20 protein-coding genes are annotated in these 26689 nt (G+C 46.6%); 14 read left to right on the top strand and 6 right to left on the bottom strand.

What is annotated here, in order from left to right; genetic code table 11:
* Window positions 1-47 precede the first annotated feature (47 nt).
* Both KG118_RS15680 and KG118_RS15675 read left to right on the top strand, forming a co-directional pair.
* Window positions 48-2102, top strand: a complete 2055-nt coding sequence (locus KG118_RS15680) for an RNA degradosome polyphosphate kinase (protein ID WP_117710962.1) — start codon at window positions 48-50, stop codon at window positions 2100-2102.
* Between the two features lie 124 nt (window positions 2103-2226).
* Window positions 2227-4470 (top strand): inorganic phosphate transporter, encoded by a 2244-nt coding sequence (locus KG118_RS15675; RefSeq protein ID WP_117710785.1) that lies wholly within the window; start codon window positions 2227-2229, stop codon window positions 4468-4470.
* 6 nt (window positions 4471-4476) lie between these two features.
* Here the strand turns inward: KG118_RS15675 and KG118_RS15670 are convergent, their stop codons facing one another.
* Window positions 4477-5907: a CCA tRNA nucleotidyltransferase gene (locus tag KG118_RS15670; protein WP_117710786.1), complete on the bottom strand. Its 1431-nt coding sequence runs from the start codon at window positions 5905-5907 to the stop codon at window positions 4477-4479.
* 82 nt (window positions 5908-5989) lie between these two features.
* Here KG118_RS15670 and KG118_RS15665 point away from each other — a divergent pair, with 82 nt between their 5' ends.
* On the top strand, window positions 5990-6811 hold the full coding sequence (locus KG118_RS15665) for an outer membrane protein assembly factor BamD (RefSeq protein WP_199598733.1): 822 nt from the start codon (window positions 5990-5992) through the stop codon (window positions 6809-6811).
* A gap of 31 nt (window positions 6812-6842) precedes the next feature.
* Here the strand turns inward: KG118_RS15665 and KG118_RS15660 are convergent, their stop codons facing one another.
* From KG118_RS15660 to KG118_RS15650, 3 genes are all read right to left on the bottom strand, one after another.
* On the bottom strand, window positions 6843-8333 hold the full coding sequence (locus KG118_RS15660) for a RagB/SusD family nutrient uptake outer membrane protein (RefSeq protein WP_117710788.1): 1491 nt from the start codon (window positions 8331-8333) through the stop codon (window positions 6843-6845).
* 12 nt (window positions 8334-8345) lie between these two features.
* A complete protein-coding gene (locus KG118_RS15655; RefSeq protein WP_117710789.1) occupies window positions 8346-11474 on the bottom strand; it encodes a SusC/RagA family TonB-linked outer membrane protein in 3129 nt (1042 codons plus the stop codon).
* 178 nt (window positions 11475-11652) lie between these two features.
* Window positions 11653-12054 (bottom strand): response regulator, encoded by a 402-nt coding sequence (locus tag KG118_RS15650; protein ID WP_117710790.1) that lies wholly within the window; start codon window positions 12052-12054, stop codon window positions 11653-11655.
* Window positions 12055-12140: 86 nt separating this feature from the next.
* On the opposite strand from KG118_RS15650, the gene KG118_RS15645 reads away from it, so the two are divergent.
* From KG118_RS15645 to KG118_RS15615, 7 genes are all read left to right on the top strand, one after another.
* Window positions 12141-13775 carry an ABC-F family ATP-binding cassette domain-containing protein gene (locus tag KG118_RS15645; RefSeq protein WP_117710791.1) on the top strand — a complete coding sequence of 545 codons (1635 nt, stop codon included), beginning with the start codon at window positions 12141-12143 and terminating at the stop codon, window positions 13773-13775.
* 79 nt (window positions 13776-13854) lie between these two features.
* Entirely contained in the window at window positions 13855-15234 is a 1380-nt protein-coding gene (locus KG118_RS15640; RefSeq protein WP_117710792.1) for an FAD-dependent oxidoreductase, read from the top strand.
* A gap of 62 nt (window positions 15235-15296) precedes the next feature.
* Entirely contained in the window at window positions 15297-15704 is a 408-nt protein-coding gene (locus tag KG118_RS15635; RefSeq protein WP_117710793.1) for a DUF6769 family protein, read from the top strand.
* Between the two features lie 112 nt (window positions 15705-15816).
* Complete coding sequence (locus KG118_RS15630) at window positions 15817-17043, top strand: efflux RND transporter periplasmic adaptor subunit (RefSeq protein ID WP_117710794.1); 1227 nt, start codon at window positions 15817-15819, stop codon at window positions 17041-17043.
* 11 nt (window positions 17044-17054) lie between these two features.
* The gene (locus tag KG118_RS15625) at window positions 17055-20198 is read left to right on the top strand and encodes an efflux RND transporter permease subunit (RefSeq protein ID WP_117710795.1); all 3144 of its coding nucleotides are present in this window, start codon (window positions 17055-17057) and stop codon (window positions 20196-20198) included.
* The gene (locus tag KG118_RS15620) at window positions 20195-20356 is read left to right on the top strand and encodes a hypothetical protein (protein ID WP_158560988.1); all 162 of its coding nucleotides are present in this window, start codon (window positions 20195-20197) and stop codon (window positions 20354-20356) included. Before KG118_RS15625 ends, KG118_RS15620 begins: the two co-directional genes overlap by 4 nt.
* Before the next feature lie 16 nt (window positions 20357-20372).
* Window positions 20373-21602 carry a TolC family protein gene (locus KG118_RS15615; RefSeq protein WP_117710796.1) on the top strand — a complete coding sequence of 410 codons (1230 nt, stop codon included), beginning with the start codon at window positions 20373-20375 and terminating at the stop codon, window positions 21600-21602.
* 84 nt (window positions 21603-21686) lie between these two features.
* Here KG118_RS15615 and KG118_RS15610 read toward each other — a convergent pair whose 3' ends face one another.
* A complete protein-coding gene (locus KG118_RS15610; protein WP_117710797.1) occupies window positions 21687-22433 on the bottom strand; it encodes a hypothetical protein in 747 nt (248 codons plus the stop codon).
* A 315-nt stretch (window positions 22434-22748) separates the two neighbouring features.
* Between KG118_RS15610 and KG118_RS15605 the strand changes: the two genes are divergently transcribed.
* Window positions 22749-23288 carry a flavodoxin family protein gene (locus KG118_RS15605; RefSeq protein ID WP_117710963.1) on the top strand — a complete coding sequence of 180 codons (540 nt, stop codon included), beginning with the start codon at window positions 22749-22751 and terminating at the stop codon, window positions 23286-23288.
* A 16-nt stretch (window positions 23289-23304) separates the two neighbouring features.
* Here KG118_RS15605 and KG118_RS15600 read toward each other — a convergent pair whose 3' ends face one another.
* The gene (locus KG118_RS15600; protein WP_117710798.1) at window positions 23305-24780 is read right to left on the bottom strand and encodes a methyltransferase RsmF C-terminal domain-like protein; all 1476 of its coding nucleotides are present in this window, start codon (window positions 24778-24780) and stop codon (window positions 23305-23307) included.
* 148 nt (window positions 24781-24928) lie between these two features.
* Between KG118_RS15600 and KG118_RS15595 the strand changes: the two genes are divergently transcribed.
* Genes KG118_RS15595 through KG118_RS15585 form a run of 3 tightly spaced genes read left to right on the top strand, consistent with a single transcriptional unit; the run spans window position 24929 to window position 26506 of the window.
* Window positions 24929-25651: a DUF6249 domain-containing protein gene (locus KG118_RS15595; RefSeq protein WP_222704295.1), complete on the top strand. Its 723-nt coding sequence runs from the start codon at window positions 24929-24931 to the stop codon at window positions 25649-25651.
* A complete protein-coding gene (locus KG118_RS15590; RefSeq protein ID WP_117710800.1) occupies window positions 25648-26193 on the top strand; it encodes an RNA polymerase sigma factor in 546 nt (181 codons plus the stop codon). Before KG118_RS15595 ends, KG118_RS15590 begins: the two co-directional genes overlap by 4 nt.
* On the top strand, window positions 26180-26506 hold the full coding sequence (locus KG118_RS15585) for a DUF5056 domain-containing protein (protein ID WP_117710801.1): 327 nt from the start codon (window positions 26180-26182) through the stop codon (window positions 26504-26506). Before KG118_RS15590 ends, KG118_RS15585 begins: the two co-directional genes overlap by 14 nt.
* The last annotated feature ends 183 nt before the right edge of the window (window positions 26507-26689 follow it).

The following is a 26689-nucleotide window of genomic DNA, read 5'->3' as shown; positions in this document are numbered from 1 at the left end:
GTTTATATGTGCAAAGGTAGCTATATTTGGAAAATAAACCTAATCTTATGGAGAGCAGATATTTCAAACGCGACATCAGTTGGCTGTCATTCAACTACCGGGTATTGCTGGAAGCAGAAGACGATACGTTGCCGCTATATGAGCGCATCAACTTTATATCCATATACTCGTCCAACCTGGAGGAGTTCTACAAAATACGTGTAGCCGACCATAAAGCCATTGCTACCGGAGCCGCACACAGCGATGAAGAGAGTGTGCAGTCTGCCATGCAACTGGTGGCGGAAATCAACGAAGAAGTAAACCGCCAGCTGGAAGAACGTATCCGCATCTACGAACAGAAGATACTGCCCGCACTGAGGCAGCACCACATTATTTTCTATCAAAGCCGCAACGTAGAGCCTTTCCATAAAGAGTTCCTGAGACGCTTCTTCCGCGAGGAAATCTTTCCGTATCTCACTCCCGTGCCCGTCAGCAAGGATAAGGTCATATCATTTCTGCGCGACAACCGTCTGTATCTTGCCGTGCGCCTGTATCTGAAAGGCGTACCTTTGGATGACCCCAACCGCATACAGTATTTTGTGATGAAGCTGCCCTACAGCAAAGTGCCACGCTTCATCGAACTGCCCAAGCACGGAAAGAACTACTACCTGATGTTCATCGAGGATATTATCAAAGCCAACATAGACACCATCTTCCCCGGCTATGACGTGGACAGCAGCTACTGCATCAAGATTTCGCGGGATGCGGACATACTGATAGATGAATCTGCCAACACATCCGAAATCATAGAACAGGTAAAGACAAAAGTAAAGAAACGCAAGATAGGCGCAGTCTGCCGTTTTGTGTACGACCGTGCCATGCCCGACGATTTTCTGGACTTCCTTGTAGACGCTTTCCGCATCAACCGCCAGGAGTTGGTGCCGGGCGACAAGCACCTCAACATGGAAGACCTGCGGCATCTGCCCAATCCGAACAATTCCGTACGCCCCATCCGCAAGCCACAACCGATGAAGCTGAACTGCCTGGACGAACGGGAATCTATCTTCCGGTATGTAGAGAAGAAGGATTTGCTGCTGCACTACCCGTACCACTCTTTCGAGCACTTCATCCACTTCTTGTACGAAGCCGTACACGAGCCCACCGTACGCGAGATTATGGTAACACAGTATCGTGTTGCCGAGAACTCCGCAGTTATCAATACCCTGATAGCCGCCGCACAGAACGGCAAGAAAGTAACCGTATTTGTGGAACTGAAAGCCCGTTTCGATGAAGAGAATAATCTGGCAACCGCCGAAATGATGAAAGCCGCCGGCATCAACATCCTGTTCAGCCTGCCCGGACTGAAGGTGCATGCCAAAGTGGCCCTTGTACTGCGGCGTGACAAGCTGGGACACAAACTACCCAGTTATGCCTATATAAGCACCGGAAACTTCAACGAGAAAACCGCCACACTCTATGCCGACTGCGGGCTGTTTACCTGCAATCCGGTACTTGTAAACGACCTGCACAACCTGTTCCGCACTTTTCAGGGTAAGGAAAATCCCGTGTTCCACCGCCTGCTGGTGGCACGCTTTAATCTGATACCCGAACTAAACCGCCTCATCGAACACGAAATAGAATTGGCAAAAAACGGAAAAGAAGGAAGAATCATACTCAAGATGAATGCCCTGCAGGACCCTGCCATGATAGAACGGCTGTACGAGGCATCACAGGCGGGAGTTAAGATAGACCTCATCGTGAGAGGCATCTGTTGCCTGATTCCCGGACGGAAATTCAGCCGTAACATCCGTGTAACACGTATTGTAGATACTTTTCTTGAACACGCCCGTGTATGGTACTTCGGAAACGGCGGAAAGCCGAAACTGTTTCTCGGCTCCCCGGACTGGATGCGCCGTAACCTCTACCGGCGTATCGAAGCTGTCACGCCCATACTGGACCCGGATTTGAAACGGGAACTGTCGGATATGCTTTCCATTCAGCTATCGGACAAGCGCAAGGCTTGCTTTGTAGACGACCACCTGCGCAACCGCTGGAAATCGGCGCGTCCGCAAAAGGAGAAGATACGGTCGCAATATACTTTCTATGAGTACTTGAAGAATTGAAAGTTGAGAGTTAGAGGATGGGAACAGGGAGCCGGAAGGACTCTTGTAACATTTCTGTAACATTTATGACATTTCCCTGCAATACAAAAAACGTTTCTTTGCAGCCAGAAATAAAATACATGTTATGGAAACTATCTATTTATGCATTGTCATCTTCCTGTTCGTCCTCGCGGTCTTCGACCTCGTTGTGGGTGTCAGCAATGATGCGGTCAACTTTCTACAATCAGCTGTCGGAGCAAAAGCAGCATCTTTCAAAACGATACTGTTTATAGCGGGTATCGGTGTATTTATCGGCGCCGCCCTATCTAACGGTATGATGGACATCGCCCGCCATGGTATCTACCAGCCGGAGCATTTCTATTTTGCGGAAATCATGTGTATCCTGTTGGCTGTGATGCTGACGGACGTAGTGTTGTTGGATGTATTCAACACAATGGGAATGCCTACATCCACTACCGTATCCATGGTTTTTGAATTGTTGGGCGGTACTTTCGCTCTTGCACTTATCAAAGTTTACGGCAGTGATACCCTCGGACTGGGTGACCTCATCAACACCGACAAGGCATTATCCGTCATCATGGCGATATTTGTGTCCGTAGCCATCGCCTTCTTCTTCGGTATGCTGGTGCAATGGTTGGCACGTATAGTCTTTACCTTCAACTATACCAAGAAGATGAAATACAGCATCGGTATCTTCGGCGGTATCGCAGCCACTTCCATCATCTACTTCATGCTGATAAAAGGTTTGAAAGACAGCTCTTTCATGACCCCGGAAAACAAACATTGGATACAAGACAACACCGCCATGCTTATCGGCTGTTTCTTTGTATTCTTTACCGTATTAATGCAAGTATTGCACTGGTGCAAAGTAAATGTGTTCAAGGTAGTGGTGCTGCTGGGTACTTTCGCTCTTGCCCTCGCCTTTGCCGGTAACGACTTGGTGAACTTCATCGGTGTGCCCCTTGCCGGATACTCTTCTTTCGTAGATTATACGACCAACGGCGCTGCCGCAGGTCCGGACGGCTTCCTTATGACCTCCTTGCTCGGCCCCGCCAAAACACCGTGGTACTTCCTCTTCGGTGCAGGCGCTATCATGGTTTATGCGCTTTGTACTTCCAAGAAAGCCCATAATGTAATCAAGACTTCCGTCGACCTTTCCCGTCAGGATGAAGGCGAAGAAAGCTTCGGTAGCACTCCCATAGCACGTACATTGGTACGTTTCAGCATGACAATAGCCAACGGGCTTTCCAGAATAATGCCCGAAAGCGGCAAACGCTGGATTGAAACCCGCTTCCAAAAGGATGAAGCCATTATTGCCGACGGTGCGGCATTCGACTTAGTGCGCGCCTCCGTCAATCTGGTACTCGCCGGTCTGCTGATTGCCTTAGGTACTTCATTGAAACTTCCCCTTTCCACTACTTATGTTACCTTCATGGTGGCAATGGGTACCTCGCTTGCCGACCGTGCATGGGGACGCGACTCTGCCGTATTCCGCATTACCGGTGTGCTGAGTGTTATCGGCGGCTGGTTCATCACTGCCGGAGCGGCATTCACCATCTGTTTCTTCGTAACCTTCGTTATCCATTTCGGCGGAACAATCGCTATCATCGCCCTTATCGGTCTGGCTGTATTCATGTTGATACGCAGCCAAGTAATGTACAAGAAGCGCAAAGAGAAAGAAAAAGGCAACGCCACCATCAAGCAGCTGATGCAAAGCACGGACAATATGGAAATTCTGGAATTGCTACGCACACACACCCGTGAGGAGCTTGGCAAGATACTGGAATTTACAGAAGACAACTTTGAACGCACTGTTACCGCCTTCCTGCACGAGAACCTGCGCGGACTGCGCCGGGCAATGGGTTCCGTGAAATTTGAAAAGCAACTGATAAAGCAGATGAAGCGTACCGGTACACTCGCCATGTGCCGTCTGGACAACAATACGGTGCTCGAAAAAGGACTTTACTATTATCAGGGCAATGACTTCGCCAGTGAATTGGTATATAGTGTGGGACGTCTTTGCGAGCCGTGTCTGGAGCATATCGACAACAACTTCAAGCCGCTGGATACAATCCAGAAAGGAGAATTTGCAGACGTAACGGAAGACATTGTTTATCTGCTTCAAGTTTGCCGTCACAAACTGGAGAACAACGATTACAATAACTTCGAGGAAGATATACGCAAAGCCAATGACCTGAACGGCCAACTTGCCCACCTGAAACGTGAGGAACTGCAACGTATTCAAAGCCAATCCGGCAGTATCAAAGTCAGCATGGTATATCTGACAATGATACAGGAAGCACAGAATATAGTAACTTACTCTATCAACCTGATGAAAGTAAGCAGGAAGTTCCAAGCGGAGGAATAATAAAAGTTACGGTTCTTTCAATCCCATTTTTTCTGCCCGTTGCAACATAAATGCACGGGCAGCTTCGTATTCATTAGGAATGACACCGTCCAATATGGCATCTTTAATGGCGCTCTTCAATGCGCCTACCTGCCGGCAAGGGGGCAGATTGAATATTTTCATAATCTCCTCACCGCTTACAGGGGGCTGGAAGTTACGGATACGATCGCGTTCTTCCAAGTCTTTCAGTTTCTGACGTACCAATTGGAAGTTATTCAGGAAACGCTGCTTACGCTCCATATTCTTGGAAGTGATATCGGCTTCACACAACGTCATAAGGTCGTCTATGTCATCACCCGCCTCAAACAGCAGACGGCGGACAGCCGAGTCGGTCACCACATCATCCGCTATCACGATAGGACGCATATGCAGACCTACCAGTTTCTGCACATATTTCATCTTCTCATTCATAGGGAGCTTCATTCTCCGGAAAATATCGGGTATCATCTTCTCGCCGATGAAATTATGGTTGTGGAATGTCCAACCGGCACGGGGTTCCCAACGCTTGGTCGCCGGTTTGGCTATGTCATGCAGAAGAGCTGCCCAACGCAGCCAAAGATTATCGGTCTTTTTACAGATATTATCGAGTACTTCGAGCGTATGATAGAAATTGTCCTTATGCGCTCTGCCATTGCGGGTCTCAACACCCTGCAAGGCTACCAACTCCGGGAAGATAAGTTGCAACAGGCCGGAGCGGTCCAAATCTATGAATCCTTTGGACGGGACGGGAGACAGCAATATCTTATTCAGTTCATCCGCAATCCGCTCTTTGGATATGATGGAAATGCGTTCTTTGTTACGGCACAAAGACTCAAAAGTATCATCATCAATATAGAAATTCAGCTGGGTGGCAAAGCGGATGCAGCGCATCATACGCAAAGGGTCGTCACTGAAAGTGATGTCCGGGTCAAGCGGCGTACGAATGGTTTTCTCCTTCATATCCTCCATTCCTCCAAACGGGTCCACCAATTCTCCATAGCGATGCCGGTTCAGGCAAACCGCCAACGCATTGATGGTAAAGTCCCGCCGGTTCTGGTCATCCTCCAACGAACCGTCCTCAACAATAGGCTTGCGCGAATCGTGTGTGTAGGACTCCTTACGCGCACCCACAAACTCCACTTCCGTTCCATGATACTTCAACTGCGCCGTACCGAAATTCTTAAAAACAGAGAGATGAGCGCCACGGCCCAAACGTTTGGCAAGAGCCTCAGCCATAACGATTCCGCTACCTACCACTACCACATCAATATCTTTGGAAGGACGTTGCAGGAATATGTCACGCACGTAGCCGCCGACTACGTAACATTCCAATCCCAATTCATCCGCCGTTTCTGAAATACGTTTAAATATGTCGTCACTGAAACGCTGCTTCAGTTCTTCTGTTGTCAATTCAATCATTTGCCAATAAATCATTTTGAGGGTGCAAAGATACGGATATTATTTTTTATTTTTGTCCCCACTAACATCAAGAATGAAAATTATGAAGAAAGCAGCATTCCTTGCGTGCCTTTGTTGCACGCTCTTCTCTTGCAGCAATGTAGAGAAAAAAGCAGGTGAGAAACTTCAAACAGCCCGCGAAGCCTTCGAGCGCGGAGATTACAGCGAAGCAAAAATGCAAATTGACAGTATCAAGATACTCTACCCGAAAGCTTTTGAAGCACGCCGCGAGGGCATCGGACTTATGCAACAGGTGGAACTGAAAGAACAGGAAAAGACCCTTGCCTACCTCGACAGTATGCTCCAAGAGAAGCAAAAAGCAGTGGATGCCATCAAAAAGAACTACACTTTCGAGAAAGACGCCGAATATCAACGGATAGGGAATTACCTGCATCCCTCACAAGTAATAGAAAAGAACCTGCACCGTTCTTACCTGCGTTTTCAAGTAGACGAAACCGGCGTTATGAGCATGACTTCCATCTATTGCGGCCCGTACAACATTCATCACTTAGCCGTAAAAGTTACCGCACCCGACGGCAGCTTTGCCGAGACTCCCGCATCTAAAGACAGTTATGAAACAACTGATTTGGGAGAAAAGATAGAAAAAGCGGATTATAAGCTGGGAGAGGACGGCAATGTAATCGCTTTCCTCAACTTGAACAAGGATAAAAACATCCGCATCAACTATCTTGGCGAACGCTCCTATGCTACTACCATGACACCGAACGACCGCAAAGCGGTGGCAGCTGTTTATGAACTGGCACAGTTGCTGTCTTCCATCACAGAAATCAAGAAGAACATGGAAGAAGCCAACCTGAAGATTGAATTCGTGAAACGCAGGATAGAGGCCAAATCCATGCCTTAAAAAATCATCAACTACATTCTGACACCCTCTTTTATAAATTAGGATTCGCATTTGTCTCCTTTTCAGGAATGGCATATAGATAATACACACTGTTCGGCACAAACTTCGTTCCGTCGGGAAAAGAAGTAAACCAATGGCCTTCGGGATTATACTCTTTATAAGTATCACCTTGCTGCCAGCAATCATATTTCTTCTCCGCTTCCTCTTTGGTCAACGGCACGCGCTCTACGGAACGTTGCGTGCGAAGAATATCGGTAATGCCAAATCCCTCCCCCCACAGTTCTCGGCGACGTTCCAGCAAAATATCATCTACAAGCCGGTTTTGCGTCTTGCCGGTCAGATCATAGTCGGCAAGCCCACGGGCATTGCGCAACGTGTTCAACGGTTTCACGGCTTCTCCCGGCTGCCCATCGCGCGCCAATGCCTCTGCCGCTATCAAATACATCTCAGCGGAACGCATCACGACAATATCCCCGGTCTGGTCGGCACGGATACGGAACTTGCGATAACCCAAATATCCCTCACGCATCCACTGAAACAAATCCAGACGGATATCACCCGATTCAAAGGTATCCTTAAAATGCGGGTCTGCCATAAAACTGTTATACGCATCGGGAGTCACCACATCAATATAATAAAAATTATAGCTGGCATCGGACTGGCTTACAGATTGAGGATGCCCCCACATCCACTCGGTATTGGATATATCGTTAAAGCCCATATAGGTTTTAGCATCCGTCATCAAACTATATCCCTTAGCCGCTTCGAGCGCAGCTTCCGCCGCCTCACTCCACTGTCCGGTGAGCAAATACGCACGTGCCAACAATCCGTTGACAACACTTGAATTCGGTTTGAATTTAGAATTATCATCCGGACGGACATAGCCTTCAAGAAGTTCTTTAGCTTTATTCAAATCTTTGAATATCTGCGTATATATCTCTTCCAAAGTGGCCTTGCCTTTAGGCTCTGTCGTAGAAGCGGTAGGTTCTGTATAAAGCGGAACAGCCGGTGCGGCAGGATTTTTCAAATAAGTAAACTGGTAATGCTGCGCCAGATGCAGATAGCAGAAAGCCCGCAAAGCATAGGCCTGTCCCTGAGAATAACGAAAATCGGCTGTATTGTCATCACCGGTAGCAGTAATGGAAATAGCCGTATTACAGTTGTCAATAGTCTTATACATCAGATACCAGGCAAATGCAGTGCGGTTATTGGCAGGCATCACCACATCGTTAAACTGATAGGAAGAGTTGAAGCCATACATAGGACGTGATACTACATCATCCGCCATCATATCGTCCTGTAACATCAAGGCACGATAACCTATATTGGCATACGTGCTGCCGTACTCAAACAAGTTGTACCATGCACCGTTGAATATACGCCCCGCATTGGAAGGTACAGGAACAATGCCCGCATCTACTGAATCCGTAGGTTTGTTGTCGAGAAAATCTCCACTGCACGAAGACAGGACAGATAATAATCCCAGCGTGAAGATTGCTATATTTTTAATTGAAGTATTCATGTAAATAGTGATTTAGAATGAAACATTAAGTCCTCCCGAAATGGAACGCATGGCAGGATACCGGTAATAAGTCAACCCTGTGATGCCCTGTTCCGGATCCATTCCCTGATTCTTGGAGAAAGTCAGAAGATTATCCGCTTGTACAAAGAGTTGCAGACTGTTCAGGCTGATTTTCTTTATCAACGGCTGCGGGAAGTTATAGGACAGCGTGATATTCTTCATTCGCAAATACGAATTATTGAACAGGTTACGGGTAGAATTTGAGTTCCAGCTATTGGATACCGTTTTCAAAGCCGGCACGTCCGTATAACGGTTCTCAGGTGTCCAGCGTTTCAGCATTTCGGTAGACCAAGCACGTCCGGGATTGCTTCCATTACTCCACAACATCGTAACGTCACGGTCCACAATATAGCCGCCTATACTGTATGCAAAGATTGCCGACAATTCAAATCCTTTGTAAGAGAACGCTGTATTGAAACCACCGTAAACCTTGGGAAGCGAGGACTTGTCTACATAATAATAATCTGCCTGTGCATAATCATTGGTGGTAGTGCGCCCGGTAATATTACCTTCCGCATCCTTCACATTTTTATACCACAGCGGATCGCCGTTATCAGGGTTTACCCCCGCCCATTCGCGCAGATAGAAATCATAGACCGAACGCCCCTCTTTCAGACGGGTAACCCCTGTAATGGGCATATCTTTCAGCGGAAGGTCAGTCACCACATTCTTATAATGTGTGAGGTTGGCGCCCATACGCCACATAAAATCGCGGGTATGTATCAGCGTTCCTTTAAGGTCTATCTCAAAACCCGTATTCTTCAATGCACCGATATTTTCATCCATTGAAGTATAACCCAAAGAGGTTGCCAAAGGACGGGAGTACAACAAATCCTTGGAACGACGCTGGAAGAAATCGAACGAACCGGAGAAACGGTTGTCGAACAATGAGAAGTCGATACCGACATTGAGATTCAGATTAGTCTCCCATTTCAAATCGGGCGTTGCAAGGCGGTCGGACACCAAAGCATTCTCACCAGCTTGCGAAACAATGGAATAAAGTCCGCTGCTGGCATAATAAGTACCCAGATTATCATTGCCTTGCGCTCCATAGCTGGCTTTCAAAGTCAAGGCGGAAAGCCAGTCGGCAGTATTCTGCATGAAATCTTCACGGTCTATACGCCACGAAGCCCCCAACGACCAAAAATTACCCCAACGCGTACCCGGTGCAAAACGGGAAGAACCGTCGCGACGATAGGATGCGGAGAAAAAATACTTGCTTTGGTAGTCATACTGGGCATTGACAAGATAACCCAGTAGCGAGTAATCAATACGATAACCTGTGCCCGCAGTTACCAGTGAACCGACAGCCAGTTCCGGCATATCCGGTACAGCCATATTGCTGCGTGCGGCCTGCAACACATCATAACGGTAAGAGTAAGCCTCTTGTCCGGCAAGGATATTGAAATGATGTTCACCGAAGGTCTTATCGTAAGTCACAATATTATTCCATGTCCATGAGAAAGTACGGGTATATTCACGACTTGCTCCTCCACCTGTATTAACGGCGGGACCTATCTTAGGATTGGTATAATCCAGCGTATTGTAATCTATCAGATCAAAGTTGAAACTGGTCTTGAACTTCAACCCCTCCATAAAAGTAACTTCAAGGAAAGTGCGTCCTGAGAACTCATCCCGCATACGTTCTGACTTGTCGTTGGGCAAAGTGGCGGGTAAGTTCCAGTTAGCCATAGAGCCTGAGGGACGGTAAGATCCGAAGTCATAAATCCGTTTGCCCTCTGAATCGAGTTTATAAGTACCGTCGGTGTTCATTTCGTACATGGGATAAAAATCAGCCATTAAACGCCCGGCGTTAATAACATTACTGGTCTTGGCATCGGACGAAACCGGATAATTCTGTATGGAGTGGGCATAACTCATATTCACACCGCCACGCAACCAGTGGGTTATCTCACTCGAAATATTAGAACGCAGATTGAAACGTTGGTAGCCGGATTCAAGAGCAATACCCTTGTCATTCAGATAACCGGCCGAGAAATAGTACTGGTTGGTTTTTCCGCCGCCGGAAACATTCAATCCGATTTCCGTACGCAGCGCCTGCTGTTCCATTTCTTTCTGCCAGTCTACATTCCAAAGCGGAGTAGCACCGGCAACCAGCTTGCCGTCCGCACCTACCGGTTGCGGATAATTGGGACCATAAGGATTGGGACCACCCCCCATTAACTTGCCGACCAAGTCTTTTGAGGCTTGGGCAGCTGCAGTCTGCGGAGTATATTTATCTGTATTCAAAGCATATTGGTTACGCAACGCTTCCCAATAAAGTTCAAAATACCGGTCAGTACCGATACGGTCGTAATCTCGGATAGCCCTATTGGAACCGCCGAAACTGGCATTGATGCTAACCGTGGTTTTAGAGTCGGTTTGTCCCTGTTTGGTAGTTATTATAATGACACCATTAGCTCCACGCGAACCGTAGAGAGCCGCCGAAGCGGCATCTTTCAATACTGTCAATGAAGCGATGTCCTCCGGATTAATGGAGTTGATGCTACCGTCGAACGGTACGCCGTCCACCACATACAGCGGAGCGCTTGAGGCATTGATAGAACCGATGCCACGAATACGTATCTCCGCATCCGTACCCGGCTGACCGCTGGGCGCACTTGCCTGAAGTCCGGAAACCGTACCCTCAAGTGCACGCGACACATTGGATACCTGCATCTTGGCAATCTCACTTCCTTTCACCGTAGAAGCCGCTCCTGTAAAACTATATTTCTTGACAGTAGCATAAGCCACCACCATTACTTCATCCAGTTGTTCACTGTCCGGAATCAATTCCGCATTAATGACAGAACGTCCATTTACTTTTTGTTCAATAGCCTTCAGTCCGATAAAACTAAAGACCAGCGTACCGTCTGTCGGTACGGTAAGGGTATATTTTCCGTCAACATCGGTCACTGTTCCGTTGTGGGTTCCTTTCACCAATACCGATGCTCCCGGCAAAGGTTCCCCTTCCGACATCACAACGCCCGACACACGAATATCACCACTTGTGGCTGCATACAACTCCACCACGAAGAGTATAAACAGTGATGTTAAGAAAAAGCGCAGTTTACTATTCATTCTGTTAAAATTTGGTTAGACTTCATTAACAGAAGAAAATATATTTTGTTCAGATGTACCTCTTCTTTTTTCAAAAAGTAAACGGCGCGGATAACCGGAGATTTCCACTCCTGCTATCCGCGCCGTATGCGCTTGATAATTTAATAAAGAAAATTCTATTTATTCCCGACCGGGGCTCCTACCACTTCAATTCAGGCAGATAACTGCTCAGGCAATTACGTAACGCACTCAGTGTTATCGGCTTCACCAATACTTCCGAAGCGCCGCTTCTCATGGCATTTTCACGGTCGGTAGAGAACGCATAAGCCGTCTGCATGATAATAGGCAATGTCCCGCCTTCCTCACGAATAATTCGCGTGGCATCCAATCCATTCATTACAGGCATCTTGATGTCCATCAGTATTGCAGCCGTTTTGTCACGATTCTCGCGAAACAAAGAGACGATTTCTTCCCCGTTCTTTGCCCACATTATCTCACATTTTTTCCCAATAATAGCTTTTATCAACTTAAAGTTACTATCATCATCTTCCGCCACAAGAATGAGCGGACGGTAATCAGCTGATTGATTTTCGGTTTCCATGACTTATACCATTGTTTATACCGGGCAAAGATAAGAAAAATAATATATTTGCATTATCTTTGCGCCTTATTTTTAAAAATGACATAATGATTTCTATTGACGGACTCGCCGTAGAATTTGGCGGCACAACCTTATTCAGTGACATATCTTTCGTAATCAACGAAAAAGACCGTATTGCCCTCATGGGAAAAAACGGAGCCGGAAAAAGTACGCTATTAAAGATACTTGCCGGAGTACGGCAACCTACCCGCGGTAAAATTTCAGCCCCTAAGGATTGCATCATCGCTTATCTCCCCCAACACTTGATGACGGAAGACGGACGTACCGTCTTCCAAGAGACTGCACAGGCCTTTGCCCACCTGCACGAAATGGAAGCCGAAATAGACCGCATGAACAAAGAACTGGAAACCCGTACCGACTACGAAAGCGACAGTTATATGGAACTTATCGAACAAGTGTCCGCCTTAAGTGAGAAATTCTATGCCATTGATGCCACCAATTACGAAGAAGATGTTGAAAAAGCATTGCTCGGTCTCGGATTCACAAGAGAGGATTTCAACCGCCAGACAAGTGACTTCAGCGGTGGCTGGCGTATGCGTATCGAACTCGCCAAACTGCTGTTGCAGAAACCTGATGTGCTTCTGCTGGACGAGCCGACCAACCACCTCGACATCGAGTCTATCCAATGGTTGGAAGATTTCCTTATCAATAATGGGAAAGCCGTTATCGTCATCAGCCACGACCGCAAATTCGTGGACAACATCACGACCCGTACCATTGAAGTGACAATGGGACGCATTTACGATTATAAAGTAAACTACTCCAAATATCTGGAGCTTCGCAAAGAACGTCGCGAACAGCAACAAAAGGCTTACGACGAACAACAGAAGTTCATCGCCGAAACCAAAGAATTCATCGAACGTTTCAAAGGAACTTATTCCAAGACCCTGCAAGTACAAAGCCGTGTCAAAATGTTGGAAAAGCTGGTGCTTTTGGAAGTAGATGAAGAAGACACCTCGGCATTGCGGCTGAAGTTCCCTCCTTCTCCGCGTTCCGGCAATTATCCGGTCATCATGGAGAATGTAGGAAAGACATACGGAGAACACGTCGTATTCAAAAATGCCAACCTCACCATAGAGAGAGGTGATAAAGTAGCTTTTGTAGGCAAGAACGGTGAAGGTAAATCCACATTGGTAAAGTGTATCATGGGAGAACTGGAACACGAAGGTACTCTTACCATCGGCCATAATGTGCAGATAGGCTATTTCGCCCAGAACCAAGCATCCTTGCTGGATGAGAACCTGACCGTATTCCAAACCATCGACGATGTAGCCAAAGGAGAAATCCGTAACAAGATACGTGATTTGCTGGGAGCTTTCATGTTCGGCGGACCGGAGGAGTCTATGAAAAAGGTGAAAGTCCTGTCCGGTGGAGAACGTACACGGCTTGCCATGATTAAGCTGCTGTTGGAGCCCGTAAACCTACTAATTCTGGATGAGCCTACCAACCATCTGGATATGAAAACTAAGGACATCCTGAAACAGGCGCTCATGGACTTCGACGGCACTCTGATACTTGTAAGCCACGACCGTGACTTCCTCGACGGACTGGTGAGCAAAGTCTATGAGTTCGGTAACAAACGGGTAACCGAGCATCTGAGCGGCATCTATGAGTTCCTCGAAAAGAAGAAGATGGATTCGCTTCGCGAACTGGAACGGTAAACTTTCATTAACTAACTTCCCGCAACAAATAATTTGTTATTATTGTTTCATTTCCATAAATTCTTAATTACGAATTAAAATGAAACAATATGACGCTATCATTATAGGGTTCGGCAAAGGCGGGAAACTGCTGGCAGCCGAACTTGCCAACCGTAACTGGAAAGTGGCAATCATTGAACGTTCCCCGCATATGTACGGGGGAACCTGTGTAAATACCGGGTGTATTCCCACTAAAGCGCTGATTCATGAATCGGAACAAGCCGAACGGCTCTACCGGGACGACTACAGCAATCAAGCCAAATATTATGCACTCGCCATCGGACGGAAAAACAAGCTCGTATCATTCCTGCGAGATAAGAATTATGAACATATAAAAGCCCATTCCAATATTACATTGTATGACGGTACGGCATCTTTTGTATCCGGCGATACTGTAAAAGTCGTTTCCCATGATAAAAAGGAAGTCCTCCTCAAAGGGAAAGAAGTTTTTATCAATACAGGCTCCACCCCTATCCTGCCCGAAGTGGAAGGGCTTAAAGGAAGCAAGCATGTATTCACCAGTGAAACCCTGCTCCAGCAGAGCAAACTTCCCGCCCGCCTGCTCGTTCTGGGCGCCGGAACTATCGGAATGGAACTTGCCACCATGTATGCCGGTTTCGGAAGCAAGGTTACTTTACTGGAATCCGGCAACCGCTTTATGCCCAAATCAGACCGTGACATTGCGGAATCCATGCTGGAGTCTCTGAAAAGAAAAGGAATTGAGATACGTTTAAATACCTATGCCCTGTCGGTATATGACACAGTCAATGGTGTGACACTGACCTATACGGACAGTTCCGACAACACCCCTTATTTTTTGAAAGGAGACGCCCTGCTGCTTGCCACCGGACGCAGGCCGATGACCGATGACCTCAACCTCCATGCAGCCGGCATACAGACTGATGCTCAGGGAGCTATCATCGTCAACGGACATCTTCAAACTACTTCTCCACATATATGGGCCATAGGAGATGTAAAAGGCGGTGCGCTGTACGACTATTTATCTATTGATGATTTCCGCATCATCACCAGCCAGCTGTTTGGTAATAAAAAACGAAAAGTCAATGACAGGCTTCCTGTTCCTTATGTCATTTTCACAGACCCTCCGTTGGCACATATCGGCATGACCGAAGAAGAAGCCGTAAAGCAGGGTTATTCACTCCAAGTATCCCGGCTACCGGCCGCCGCCATACCACGTGCCCGTACCCTGCAGCAGATAGACGGTATGATGAAAGCCATTGTCAATGCACATACGGGACGCATAATAGGCTGTACCTTGTTTTGCATCGACGCACCCGAAGTCATTAATTTGGTCTCACTGACCATGAAGAATGATTTGCACTACAGTGTCCTGCGAGATTTCATCTTTACACATCCCAGTATGAGCGAAGGATTAAATGATTTATTCAAGGCTTTTTAGCATCTTGGGTTTGGCAGTTAAATGATTAACTTCTATCTTTGCGACCAATCAAAGAAAGAGGGATGAAAACGAAAAGGTACATTGCATATTTCCTGTTCTTCATCAGCATGATTATGCTGGTAGTGCCTGTTATTCCCCATCACCACCATGAAGACGGTGTAATTTGTATGAAAAACGATCTGCCGTCCGAGGGATGCTGCCACCATCAAAGCTCTTGCAACGAACATTGTTGCTGTGACACAGGCTGCATGACCACCCATTTTTATCAAAAAACACCCAATCCGGACAACAGCGACTTACAGCCCGGCTTCGTATGGGTAAATACTTTATTTTCCGAACCGATTCTCAAACTCCTGACCTTACCCGAAGAAACAGGTATAGGGCAAGAGTTTATCTATTTGGAATCTCTTCACGGCACGTTCATTACACGTGCCACAGGGCTTCGCGCACCTCCTTTTGTTCTTGCCTAACCGATAGTTGCCGGAAACAGATTCTCTGTCGGCACAGGAATGATGCAACTTGGTTGCACAATCCATTCACTAATTTTGTATTTCAAAACAAGTAAGAACAAAAACAATTATCATGAAGAAAGTTATATTCATGGGAGTTATAGGATTGTTCCTGTTAGGCTCCTGTAACAGCAAGTCCGGTGAAGGACATAATCACGAAACAGAAGAACATACCCATGCGGGACATGACCACGAAGGTCATGACCATGCAAGCGAAGCCCCCGACCATAAGCATGACGACGGGCACAATCATGGTGAGGAAGCCGCTATGGCACATAGTGACGAAATCATATTGCCGCCCGCCAAAGCACAGGCCGCCGGAGTTATGGCAAGTGTCATCGAACCGGGTAGTTTCAACCAAGTTATAAAAACCAGCGGTCAGGTTATGGCTGCGCAAGGTGACGAAAGTGTTGCCGTAGCCACTGTGGCGGGTGTAGTTTCCTTTCATGGAAAGGTAATAGAAGGTATGAGCGTCGGCAAGGGTACCCCTCTCGTAGTGCTTTCATCCAAGAATATGGCGGACGGAGACCCTGTACAAAGAGCACGCATCGCCTACGAAACAGCCAAAAAGGAATACGAACGAATGAAAGAGCTTCTCCCCGATAAAATTGTTTCGGAGAAAGACTTTGCCCAGGCTCAACAGGCATACGAGAATGCCCGTATCAGCTATGAAGCCGTTGCCAAGAATCATTCTTCCCAAGGACAGTCCGTACCCTCTCCTATCAACGGATATGTAAAGAGCCTCTTAGTAAAGGAAGGCGACTATGTCACAGTAGGTCAGCCGCTCGTAAGTATCACTCAAAACCGCAGGTTATTCCTGCGTGCCGATGTTTCGGAGAAATATTATCCCTATCTCCGCACTATCGGTTCCGCCAACTTCTGCACTCCTTATAATAATAAGGTGTACACATTAAAGGAGTTGAACGGACGCCTGCTCTCTTATGGAAAAGCATCGGGCGAAAACAGCTACTATGTGCCCGTTACTTTTGAGTTTGATAACAAAGGAGATATCATTCCGGGAGCATTTGTCGAAATATTCCTGCTCTCCTCTCCTATGGAGAATGTTATTTCACTCCCCCATACGGCTTTGACCGAAGAACAAGGCAGTTTCTTCGTGTACCTGCAAGTGGATGAAGAAGGATACAAGAAACAACTTGTCACTCTTGGAGCCGATAACGGCGAAAGGGTGCAAATCCTTTCCGGCGTCAAGGCCGGTGACAAAGTCGTGACCCAAGGCGCATACCAAGTGAAACTTGCAGGCGCCACCAATGCAATTCCGGCACACAGCCACGAACACTAAACCTTACCATCATGTTAAACAAGATTATACATTTCTCTCTTCAGAACCGCATACTGGTGCTGGTGGCATCGGTACTGCTGCTGATTGGCGGTACATATACCGCAATGCATACGGAAGTGGATGTGTTCCCCGACTTGAATGCGCCGACCGTAGTTATCATGACCGAAGCCAACGGTATGGCAGCCGAGGAAGTGGAACAACTGGTGACTTTTCCTGTTGAGACAGCCGTAAACGGCGCTACGGGAGTACGTCGCGTACGTTCTTCCTCCACCAACGGTTTTTCTGTCGTATGGGTTGAATTTGACTGGGAAACGGACGTATATCTGGCACGCCAGATTGTTAGCGAAAAACTGGCGGTTGTCAGCGAGTCCCTACCCTCTAATGTAGGCAAGCCTACCCTCGGCCCGCAATCATCCATCTTAGGTGAAATGCTGATTGTAGGACTGACGGCCGATTCCACTTCCATGCTCGACCTGCGCACCATAGCCGACTGGACTATCCGCCCGCGCCTTCTCTCTACCGGCGGTGTGGCACAAGTAGCCGTGCTGGGCGGAGATATTAAAGAATATCAGATACAACTCGACCCGGAACGAATGCGTCATTACAGTGTGACCCTTACCGAAGTAATGAACGCTACGCGCGAAATGAACCTGAACGCCAACGGCGGGGTGCTTTATGAATATGGAAACGAATACATTGTACGCGGTGTAATCTCCACCGACCGTGTGGAGCAACTGGCAAAAGCTGTGGTCAAGCTGCAAGACGGAAGTGCCGGGCTCTCAACTGCCGCTTCTCCTGTTTTATTGGAAGACATTGCAGATGTGCGTATCGGAGCCAAGCTGCCGAAACTGGGTACGGCTTCCGAACGAGGCAAACCCGCTGTGCTGCTGACCGTAACCAAACAGCCTGCCACAAGTACCCTCGAACTCACCGATAAGTTAGAAACCTCTCTAAAGGACTTGCAGAAGAATCTGCCGTCCGATGTAAAAGTCAGCACCGACATTTTCAGGCAAAGCCGCTTTATAGAAAGCTCCATCGGCAACGTACAGAAATCACTGGTAGAAGGCGGTATTTTTGTTGTTATCGTCCTGTTCCTGTTTCTTGCCAATGTACGGACCACCGTCATTTCACTGGTTACGCTTCCTTTGTCACTGATAGCTTCTCTGTTGGCATTGCATTATATGGGGTTCACCATCAACACAATGAGTCTCGGAGGTATGGCCATTGCCATCGGTTCACTGGTAGATGACGCCATTGTCGATGTGGAGAACGTGTACAAACGCTTGCGGGAAAATCGGATGAAACCGGAGGCGGAACGTTTGCCGATACTGGAAGTCGTATTCAATGCTTCTAAAGAAGTACGTATGCCTATCCTGAACTCCACACTTATCATTGTGGTAAGTTTCGTACCCTTGTTCTTCCTGAGCGGTATGGAAGGGAGGATGCTCGTACCTCTGGGCATCGCTTTCATCGTGGCATTGGCGGCCTCTACCGTTGTAGCGCTGACAGTGACCCCTGTACTGTGCTCCTATCTGCTGGGAAAAGAAAAGATAAAAGATGAAAAACGCTCCACCGGCGATTCACCGGTAGCGCGTAAGATGAAAGAGTGGTATGGCACGGCACTTACCTTTGTGCTTGGACATAAGAAGAGCGTATTGGGGGGAACTATCGGTTTGTTTGCAGTGGCGCTTGCTTGCTTCTTCACATTGGGACGTTCGTTCCTGCCGCCGTTTAATGAAGGCTCGTTCACAATCAATATATCATCCCTGCCGGGCATCTCGCTGGAAGAGAGTGACAAGATAGGACATCGTGCCGAAGAGTTACTGCTTTCCATTCCCGAAATACAAACCGTAGCCCGCAAGACGGGACGTGCCGAACTGGACGAGCACGCCTTAGGCGTGAATGTCTCCGAAATCGAAGCTCCCTTTGAACTGAAAGACCGTTCGCGCAGCGAGCTGGTGGCCGATGTACGCGAAAAGCTGGGTACGATTGTAGGCGCCAATGTGGAAATCGGGCAACCTATCAGCCACCGTATCGACGCCATGCTGTCCGGCACGAAAGCCAATATAGCCATTAAGCTGTTCGGTGACGATTTGAACCGTATGTTTTCTTTGGGAAATGAAATAAAGAATACCATTCAAGACATTCCCGGCATCGCCGACCTGAACGTGGAACAACAGATTGAACGTCCACAGCTCATTATCTCTCCCAAACGGGAAGTACTTGCCAAATATGGCATTTCCCTGCCGGAGTTTTCGGAATTTGTCAACGTATGCCTTGCCGGCGAATCCGTATCCCAAGTATACGAGAAAGGAAAAAGTTTCGACCTCACCGTACGCGTCAAGGACGACTTGCGGGATGAAATGGAAAAGATACGCAACCTGATGATTGATACCGGTAACGGACAGAAAATACCGCTGAACTATGTAGCGGAAGTCCGCTCGGCAATGGGTCCTAATACCATCAGCCGCGAGAACGTGAAACGGAAAATCGTGATCTCCGCCAACGTTGCCGACCGCGACCTGCGCAGTGTGGTAAACGATATACAGGAGCGTGTAGATGCCTCGGTAAAACTGCCGGAAGGCTACCACATTGAATACGGTGGCCAGTTTGAAAGCGAACAGGCTGCAAGCCGTACACTGGCTTTGACTTCATTCATGTCCATCGTGGTGATATTCCTGCTGCTGTACCACGAGTTCCGTGGTGTAAAGGAAAGTGCAATTATCCTTATCAACCTGCCTTTGGCATTGATTGGCGGTGTTTTCGCCCTGCTCCTCACCACAGGCGAAGTCAGTATTCCCGCTATCATCGGCTTTATCTCATTGTTCGGTATCGCTACCCGAAACGGTATGCTGCTCATCAGCCATTACAACCATTTGCAACAAGAAGAGGGCTGCGGAGTGTACGACAGTGTGATACGCGGTTCGCTGGACAGATTGAATCCTATCCTGATGACAGCACTGTCCAGTGCGCTTGCATTGATTCCGTTGGCACTCAGCGGCGACCTGCCCGGTAACGAGATACAAAGCCCTATGGCAAAGGTTATTCTGGGTGGATTGCTGACTTCCACTTTCCTGAACGGTTTCATCATTCCGATTGTTTATCTGATGATGCACGGAAAGAAGAAGGAGGAGCCGCATACGTATAACGAATGAACCGGATTCATGGAGCTACCGAACGATGCTCCCACTGCAACCGAGGTATGCTCCCGATACGACTGAACGACACTCCCACTATAACAGAAACGGGTGGGACATCAACAGTTCAGTCAGTCAGCAACTTACAACATCCGTACACGATAACGAATAAATAACTTAATAACAGAATATATGAAACAAATACTTATAACCACCGTCGCCCTCCTTATCTGCCTGGGAATAAGGGCGCAAAATCAAGGTATCGACTCCGTACTCCGCCAAATAGAAGCGAACAACAAAGAGCTGCAAGCCAATGCACAACTCATTTCCTCGCAGAAGCTGGAGAATAAGACAGAGAACAACCTTCCGGATCCTACCCTTTCATACGCTCATCTTTGGGACTCCAAAAACAGTGATGAAACCGTAGGTGAAATGGTCGTTTCCCAAAGTTTTGATTTCCCTACCCTATACGTGACAAGGGGAAAGATGAACCGTCTCCGTACCGGAGCACTGGATGCGCAAGCGGCAACCATGCGCCAACAAATATTGCTGCAAGCCAAAGAGGTGTGTCTGGACATCATCATGCTGCAACACCAACAAGAATTACTCGATGCACGGTTGAAGAACGCTGAGGAACTGTCTGCCATGTATGCCAAACGACTGGCTACAGGAGACGCCAATGCACTGGAAACAAATAAAATCAATTTGGAACTGCTGAATGTCCGCACCGAATCACGTATGAACAGCACCGCCTTGAACAATAAAATCAAGGAGTTGCTGGTGCTTAACGGTAACCATCCGCTTACTCCCGGACACCCCATGCCCGAAGGACCGGCAGTACCTACCGCCAACACCCTCGGCCTGACAGACTATCCTCTGATTCCTTTGCCGGCGGATTTCTATCAGGTATGTGATGAATTATTGGCTGCCGACCCTTCCCTGCAATCATTCGACAGCGAGAGCGCGGCAGCCCGCAAACTAATTTCGGCAAGCAAACAAGGCTGGTTGCCGAAACTGGAGTTAGGTTATCGCCGCAATACGGAATCGGGACATCCGCTGAACGGCGTTGTCGTAGGATTCTCCTTTCCTCTGTTTGCCAATAAAGGAAAGGTGAAGATTGCCAAAGCCCAAGCCATGAACATCGACTTCCTGAAAGACAACGCAAAAGTAAAGGCAAGTTCCGAGTTATGGCAGCTCTATGAAGAAGCCCGCAATCTGGATGCCTCCATGCAGGAGTACAAACGGACTTTTCAAGACCAACAAGATCTGACTTTGCTAAAACAAGCGCTTATGGGCGGACAAATCAGTATGATAGAGTATTTCGTTGAGGTCTCGGTTGTGTACCAAAGCAAAACTAACCTCCTGCAACTGGAAAACCAGTACCAGAAGGCAATGGCACGGATATATAAGAGTAAGTTGTAAGATAATCACGCAACTATATATTTCCAAGTAAGCAAATGTTATACGTAATATTTGCTTACTTGGAAATATATAGTTGCGTAAAATTCAAAGAATAAAGTCTAATGACTGCCTTTCCAATTCCATCTCATATTGTTTAACAAGAGCTTGATAACTTAGAAAAGTAACTCGCCTGCCTTTACGCAATTCATCAAATGCATGATAATACAGTTTATTTTCAAACTCTAATTTACGTCTTGCATCTGCAACTATTATCATTCTAACATAAAAATCTTGCAAATCATTAAATTTCAATAGAGAATTCTGAATATCGGTTGAATACTCTACTTCAAAAAAAGAATGTGGCATATTGCGTTCATTAAACCATATTGTGTCTATTGTAGCACTACGATTAACCAATTGGGCATATGAATAATGTGGTTGTTCACTAAGCGTGGAAAGTTCACGTAAGGCTCTTCCATCATAAAATTTTTTATTCTTGTCTTGATTCGGAATAAAAGTATTCATATTTCGATATTTACCGATAATCAATAATAAACCTTGATAATAAGCATGATTTGATTTTACTAAAGATTCCGAATTCCTATTTACTTCCGTTTCAACAAGGAATCCCTTGTCTTCTATTTGCTTTTTGTACTTCTCAAGTCCATATAGCCCTGGCTTGATTTTATAAATGCCTTTTGTTTGCTGAACAATCCGGCGAATACTGGCAAATGGAGTTTTTGTTTTCCACTCGCATTCCTTTATTTTAAATACCTCCATATTTAAATCTCCCAAAGTAGCCATGCCGCCCAATCTGTCTAAAGTTTCAATAACAGCTTCGTATTGTTTCATTATTCTATATAGTTTTATCTATGTCATCATCAACCACACCTTTTATATTTTTATGTGCCGACTGCATATGGAATAATATTATTTTCTTTCCCACAAATAGTGTTACAAAAATAATCAATTGCCGCCTACTATTTGTCAATAATAATAGATTTATTTTTTCATTATATAAAAATCAACATCCATTAATTACAATCTCCAGTATATCGCCCCATAATAAGCCAAATCAGTAATTCAGGTATTCCTTTCTGTAATTTATCTACCGGCATTAAGCCTAAAAAGCGATAATTTTGTACCAGCAACCTAATAAGAATGAATATGAACAAGAAAATTTTAATTCTTTCTTCCAGTCCACGCCGTGGAGGAAATTCCGACAGTCTTTGCGATGAATTTATGCGTGGCGCCATTGAAACGGGAAATCAAGTGGAGAAAATATTCCTGCGTGACAAAACCATTCACTATTGTACCGGATGCAGCACATGCAGTCATTTGCAAAAGCCGTGTCCCCAAAAGGACGACGCACACGAAGTGATTGAAAAGATGATTGACGCAAATGTCATCGTCATGGCAACCCCGGTCTACTTCTACGCCATGAGTGCGCAGATGAAAACGTTGATTGACCGCTGTTGCGGTGACTACACCCGGATAACGAACAAAGAGTTTTACTTTATCGCAACCGCCGCCGAAGAGGACGAAAGCATTATGCAACGCATCACGGACAACCTGACGGGTTTCCTCGATTGCTTGGAGAACCCCGTCCTCAAAGGAACACTCTTTTGCGGAGGTGTATGGCTGATGAATGAAATAAAGGGTAATCCTAAACTGAAGGAAGCCTATGAAATGGGCAAACAAGCATAAATATACGTATAACGACCTAAATCACCGTACTTATCACCTCCGGCAGGTATCCGCTACGAATGCGCCATTCCTGCGGATAAAGGTTATTGGCGCGATTGCCGATGTTCTTGACAAAGCCGAGAGGTACGTGCCTATACGTGAGTAGAACAGCTCCACGGGGAGAGGCATCCGACAACACGACAGCCTCTTTCCGTAAATAAGCGATGGCCTTTTCGTAAGATAGCTCTTCACGCGGAAAGGCATCCGACGCCAGTATACGGCTCATTGCCAAGGCATGACAGGGCATCCAGTCCTTTCCTTTCTCTTCGGCAAGCTCTACTCCCGCCTGTACAACGCGCAAGGATGCCTGCAACACCGACAACTCCGCAAGGTAACGCTTAGGGAAGGCACTGACATTACTGCCTTTTTGAATAAACTCGTACTTTTCAGGAGCCAGCACCCACTTCTTCAAAGCCGAGAGCTGTTCTCCGGAAAGCCCCAAAGTTTTCATTCCTTTCCCATGAGGATTCTTCCCTTTTTTCCGAGAGTTTTCACCATTTAAGCCCTGAATTCCGGAAGTATACCCCTGAACAAATTCCGGTTCACCTCCAGACTTGCAAGCATTCCCTCCCTGTTTTCGGAGAACAGCTAAAAAGAATCCCTCTCCTTTGGTTTTATGGGGCAGAAAACGATAAACGGGAAAATCCTCTCCCTGCAACAAATTGCCCGTGATATTCCAATCTTCCGATACATCAAGCGGCAGCACCTCTGCTTCAAACTCATCTCTTATCCAACGGATGTTTTCTTCATTTTCCTTCGTGTTGCAGGTACAAGTACTGTATATCAGGATTCCTCCCGGCTTCAGGCAAGGCCAGATATCCGAAATAATTCTTCGCTGACGCTGCCAGCATATTTCTACATTCTCCGGACTCCACTCACTCACGGCAACAGGGTCTTTGCGAAACATTCCCTCGCCGGAACAGGGCACATCCGCCAATATAATATCAAAGAAATCTGCCAACGGCGTAAAGTCCGACGGATCACTATTGGTGACCACCACATCGGGATACCCCCACTTAGTCAAATTCTCGGCAAGTATCTGCGAACGATTGCGGATGACCTCATTGGCCACCAACAAACTGTCTTCGGGAAGAACGCTGCGTGCGTGCGTCGACTTACCGCCCGGAGCGGCACAAAGATCGAGCATCACTACCGGCTCCTCACCCATATATTGCTTCAAAGCTCGTTCTACAAACATGGACGAAGCCTCTTGCACATAATAGCATCCCGCATGAAACAAAGGATCAAAAGTAAACGTCAGGCGTTCTTTAAGATAAAAGCCAGAGGTACACCAAGGAACCGCATCCTTCCCGGAGCGGAATGCAAAAAGTTTTAACGGGTTCAGCCGAATGCTGACAGGTTGTTCCGACTCCAAAGAGGTGACTAACTGCATATACCCCTCATTTCCTAAAAGAGTGCGGGTATATTCTGTGAAAGAAGCGGGTAGTTCCATGTATTGTACTGTTTTATGCAGGCAAAGGTAACATAAATATTTTGCGGTCAATAATAGCTATTCTAAAAAAAATATCGTCTCTTTGCAACTTTCTAAATGATTGGAAACGTCTAACACACAAAGAAACTAATAAAAAACAAAAAATAGCATGATTATGAAACGTATCATTTTTGCACTAATGACAACCATGATGCTCTGCACATTGGTACAAGGGAAGAACAGAACTGTAACGGAAAATGACAGTCTGGGAAACAAACAAAGGGTTATAGAGTTGAGAGACACCCTAATTAACGGAAAAGCCGTAACGGATACACTCAGCGTCATGACTTATGAAAACAGTTCAAGCAGTAATTCAGAAAGCGGTAATGATTATAAGCACCATAGCAGTGCTTACGACTTCGGTTGGAATATCGGACATGATGTGAAAGAAACGATTGTAGCGGTTACAGCTATCGTATTCGTATTCGGCTTTCCGCTGATAATTGTATTCATCATTTTCTTTTTCCGCTATAAGAACCGGAAAGCCAAATATCGTTTGGTGGAGCAGGCTTTGGCCAGCGGACAGCCGCTACCGGAAAACCTTTTTAAAGAAGCCGAGTCGATAGATACCCGTAGCAAAGGAATCAAGAACGTATTTGTCGGTATCGGATTATTCATCTTCCTTTGGGCTATTACCGGAGAATTCGGGCTTGGTTGTATAGGTCTGCTTGTCATGTTCACCGGCTTCGGACAGGTTGTCATTTACTACACGCAACAGAGCAAAAACGGGGAACCTTTTATCCAAGTAAAAAATGATAAGGAAAACGAAGAACAAAGTGTAAAGATAGGCGGCATCGAAATCAGCAACCGCCGGAAGAATGAAGAAAAATGAGTCAGCTCAATGATATATCGTTAGTCGCACAGGTCGTGGTGTTCCGCAACACCAGGGCCTTCGACCAGTTGGTAAGGAAATATCAGTCGCCCGTACGACGATTCTTTCTGCACTTGACTTGCGGCGACAGCGAATTGAGCGATGACTTGGCGCAAGATACATTCATTAAAGCATACACTAACTTGGCCTCATTCAAGAACCTATCCAGTTTTACCACTTGGCTCTATCGTATTGCTTATAATGTATTTTATGATTATCTTCGCACCCGTAAGGAGACAGACTGCTTGGAAACACGCCAAGTGGACGCTCAATGCAGTACGCAGCAAAGCGACATAGGACAGCGTATGGATATTTACCGTGCGCTGAGTATGCTGAAAGAAATGGAACGAACCTGCATCACACTCTTCTACATGGAGGACCAAAGCATCGAGAAAATTGCAGGTATTACCGGTTGCCCCGCAGGAACTGTAAAAAGCCACCTGTCACGGGCTAAAGAAAAAATGGCTACCTACTTAAAACAAAATGGTTATGACGGAAAATAATGACAGACTTTTAGTTGCTTTCTTTGCCGAACACCGGCAGGATATACCGGACCATGGCTTCACCCACCGCGTGATGCGTCACTTGCCCGACCGTACCCGCCGGATTTCACAATTATGGGTTACGTTCTGTTTCACACTGGCATTAGTGTTGTTCTTTACCTTCGACGGTCTACAACTGATACTGGGTACGCTTCGTGAAACGTTTACCGCCGCTACCCAAAGCGGCATCACCGAACTCGACCCGAAATCTTTATTGGTTGCAGGGATAGTATTGCTTTTCTTGCTCTATCGCAAGATATGCTCACTGGCTTAAACGTTTCGGAAAACAGAGAAGGTAAGGGCTAATTTTTTATAAACGGATGAACATATCTCAATGACCTTAATTCCGCAACACTATTATAAAATATTTTTTTTAAGTACCTGAGCAACAAAAAGTTGCTCAGGATTTTGCCATGTCAGAGGATTCACTTAACTTAGTGTTGCAAAAAAATAATCA

It is taken from the genome of Bacteroides propionicigenes (genome assembly GCF_018390535.1).
GTDB classification, from domain to species: Bacteria; Bacteroidota; Bacteroidia; order Bacteroidales; family Bacteroidaceae; genus Bacteroides; species Bacteroides propionicigenes.
The sequence above is the reverse complement of the archived record's forward strand: the minus strand, read 5'-3'. Positions and strand labels throughout refer to the sequence as shown.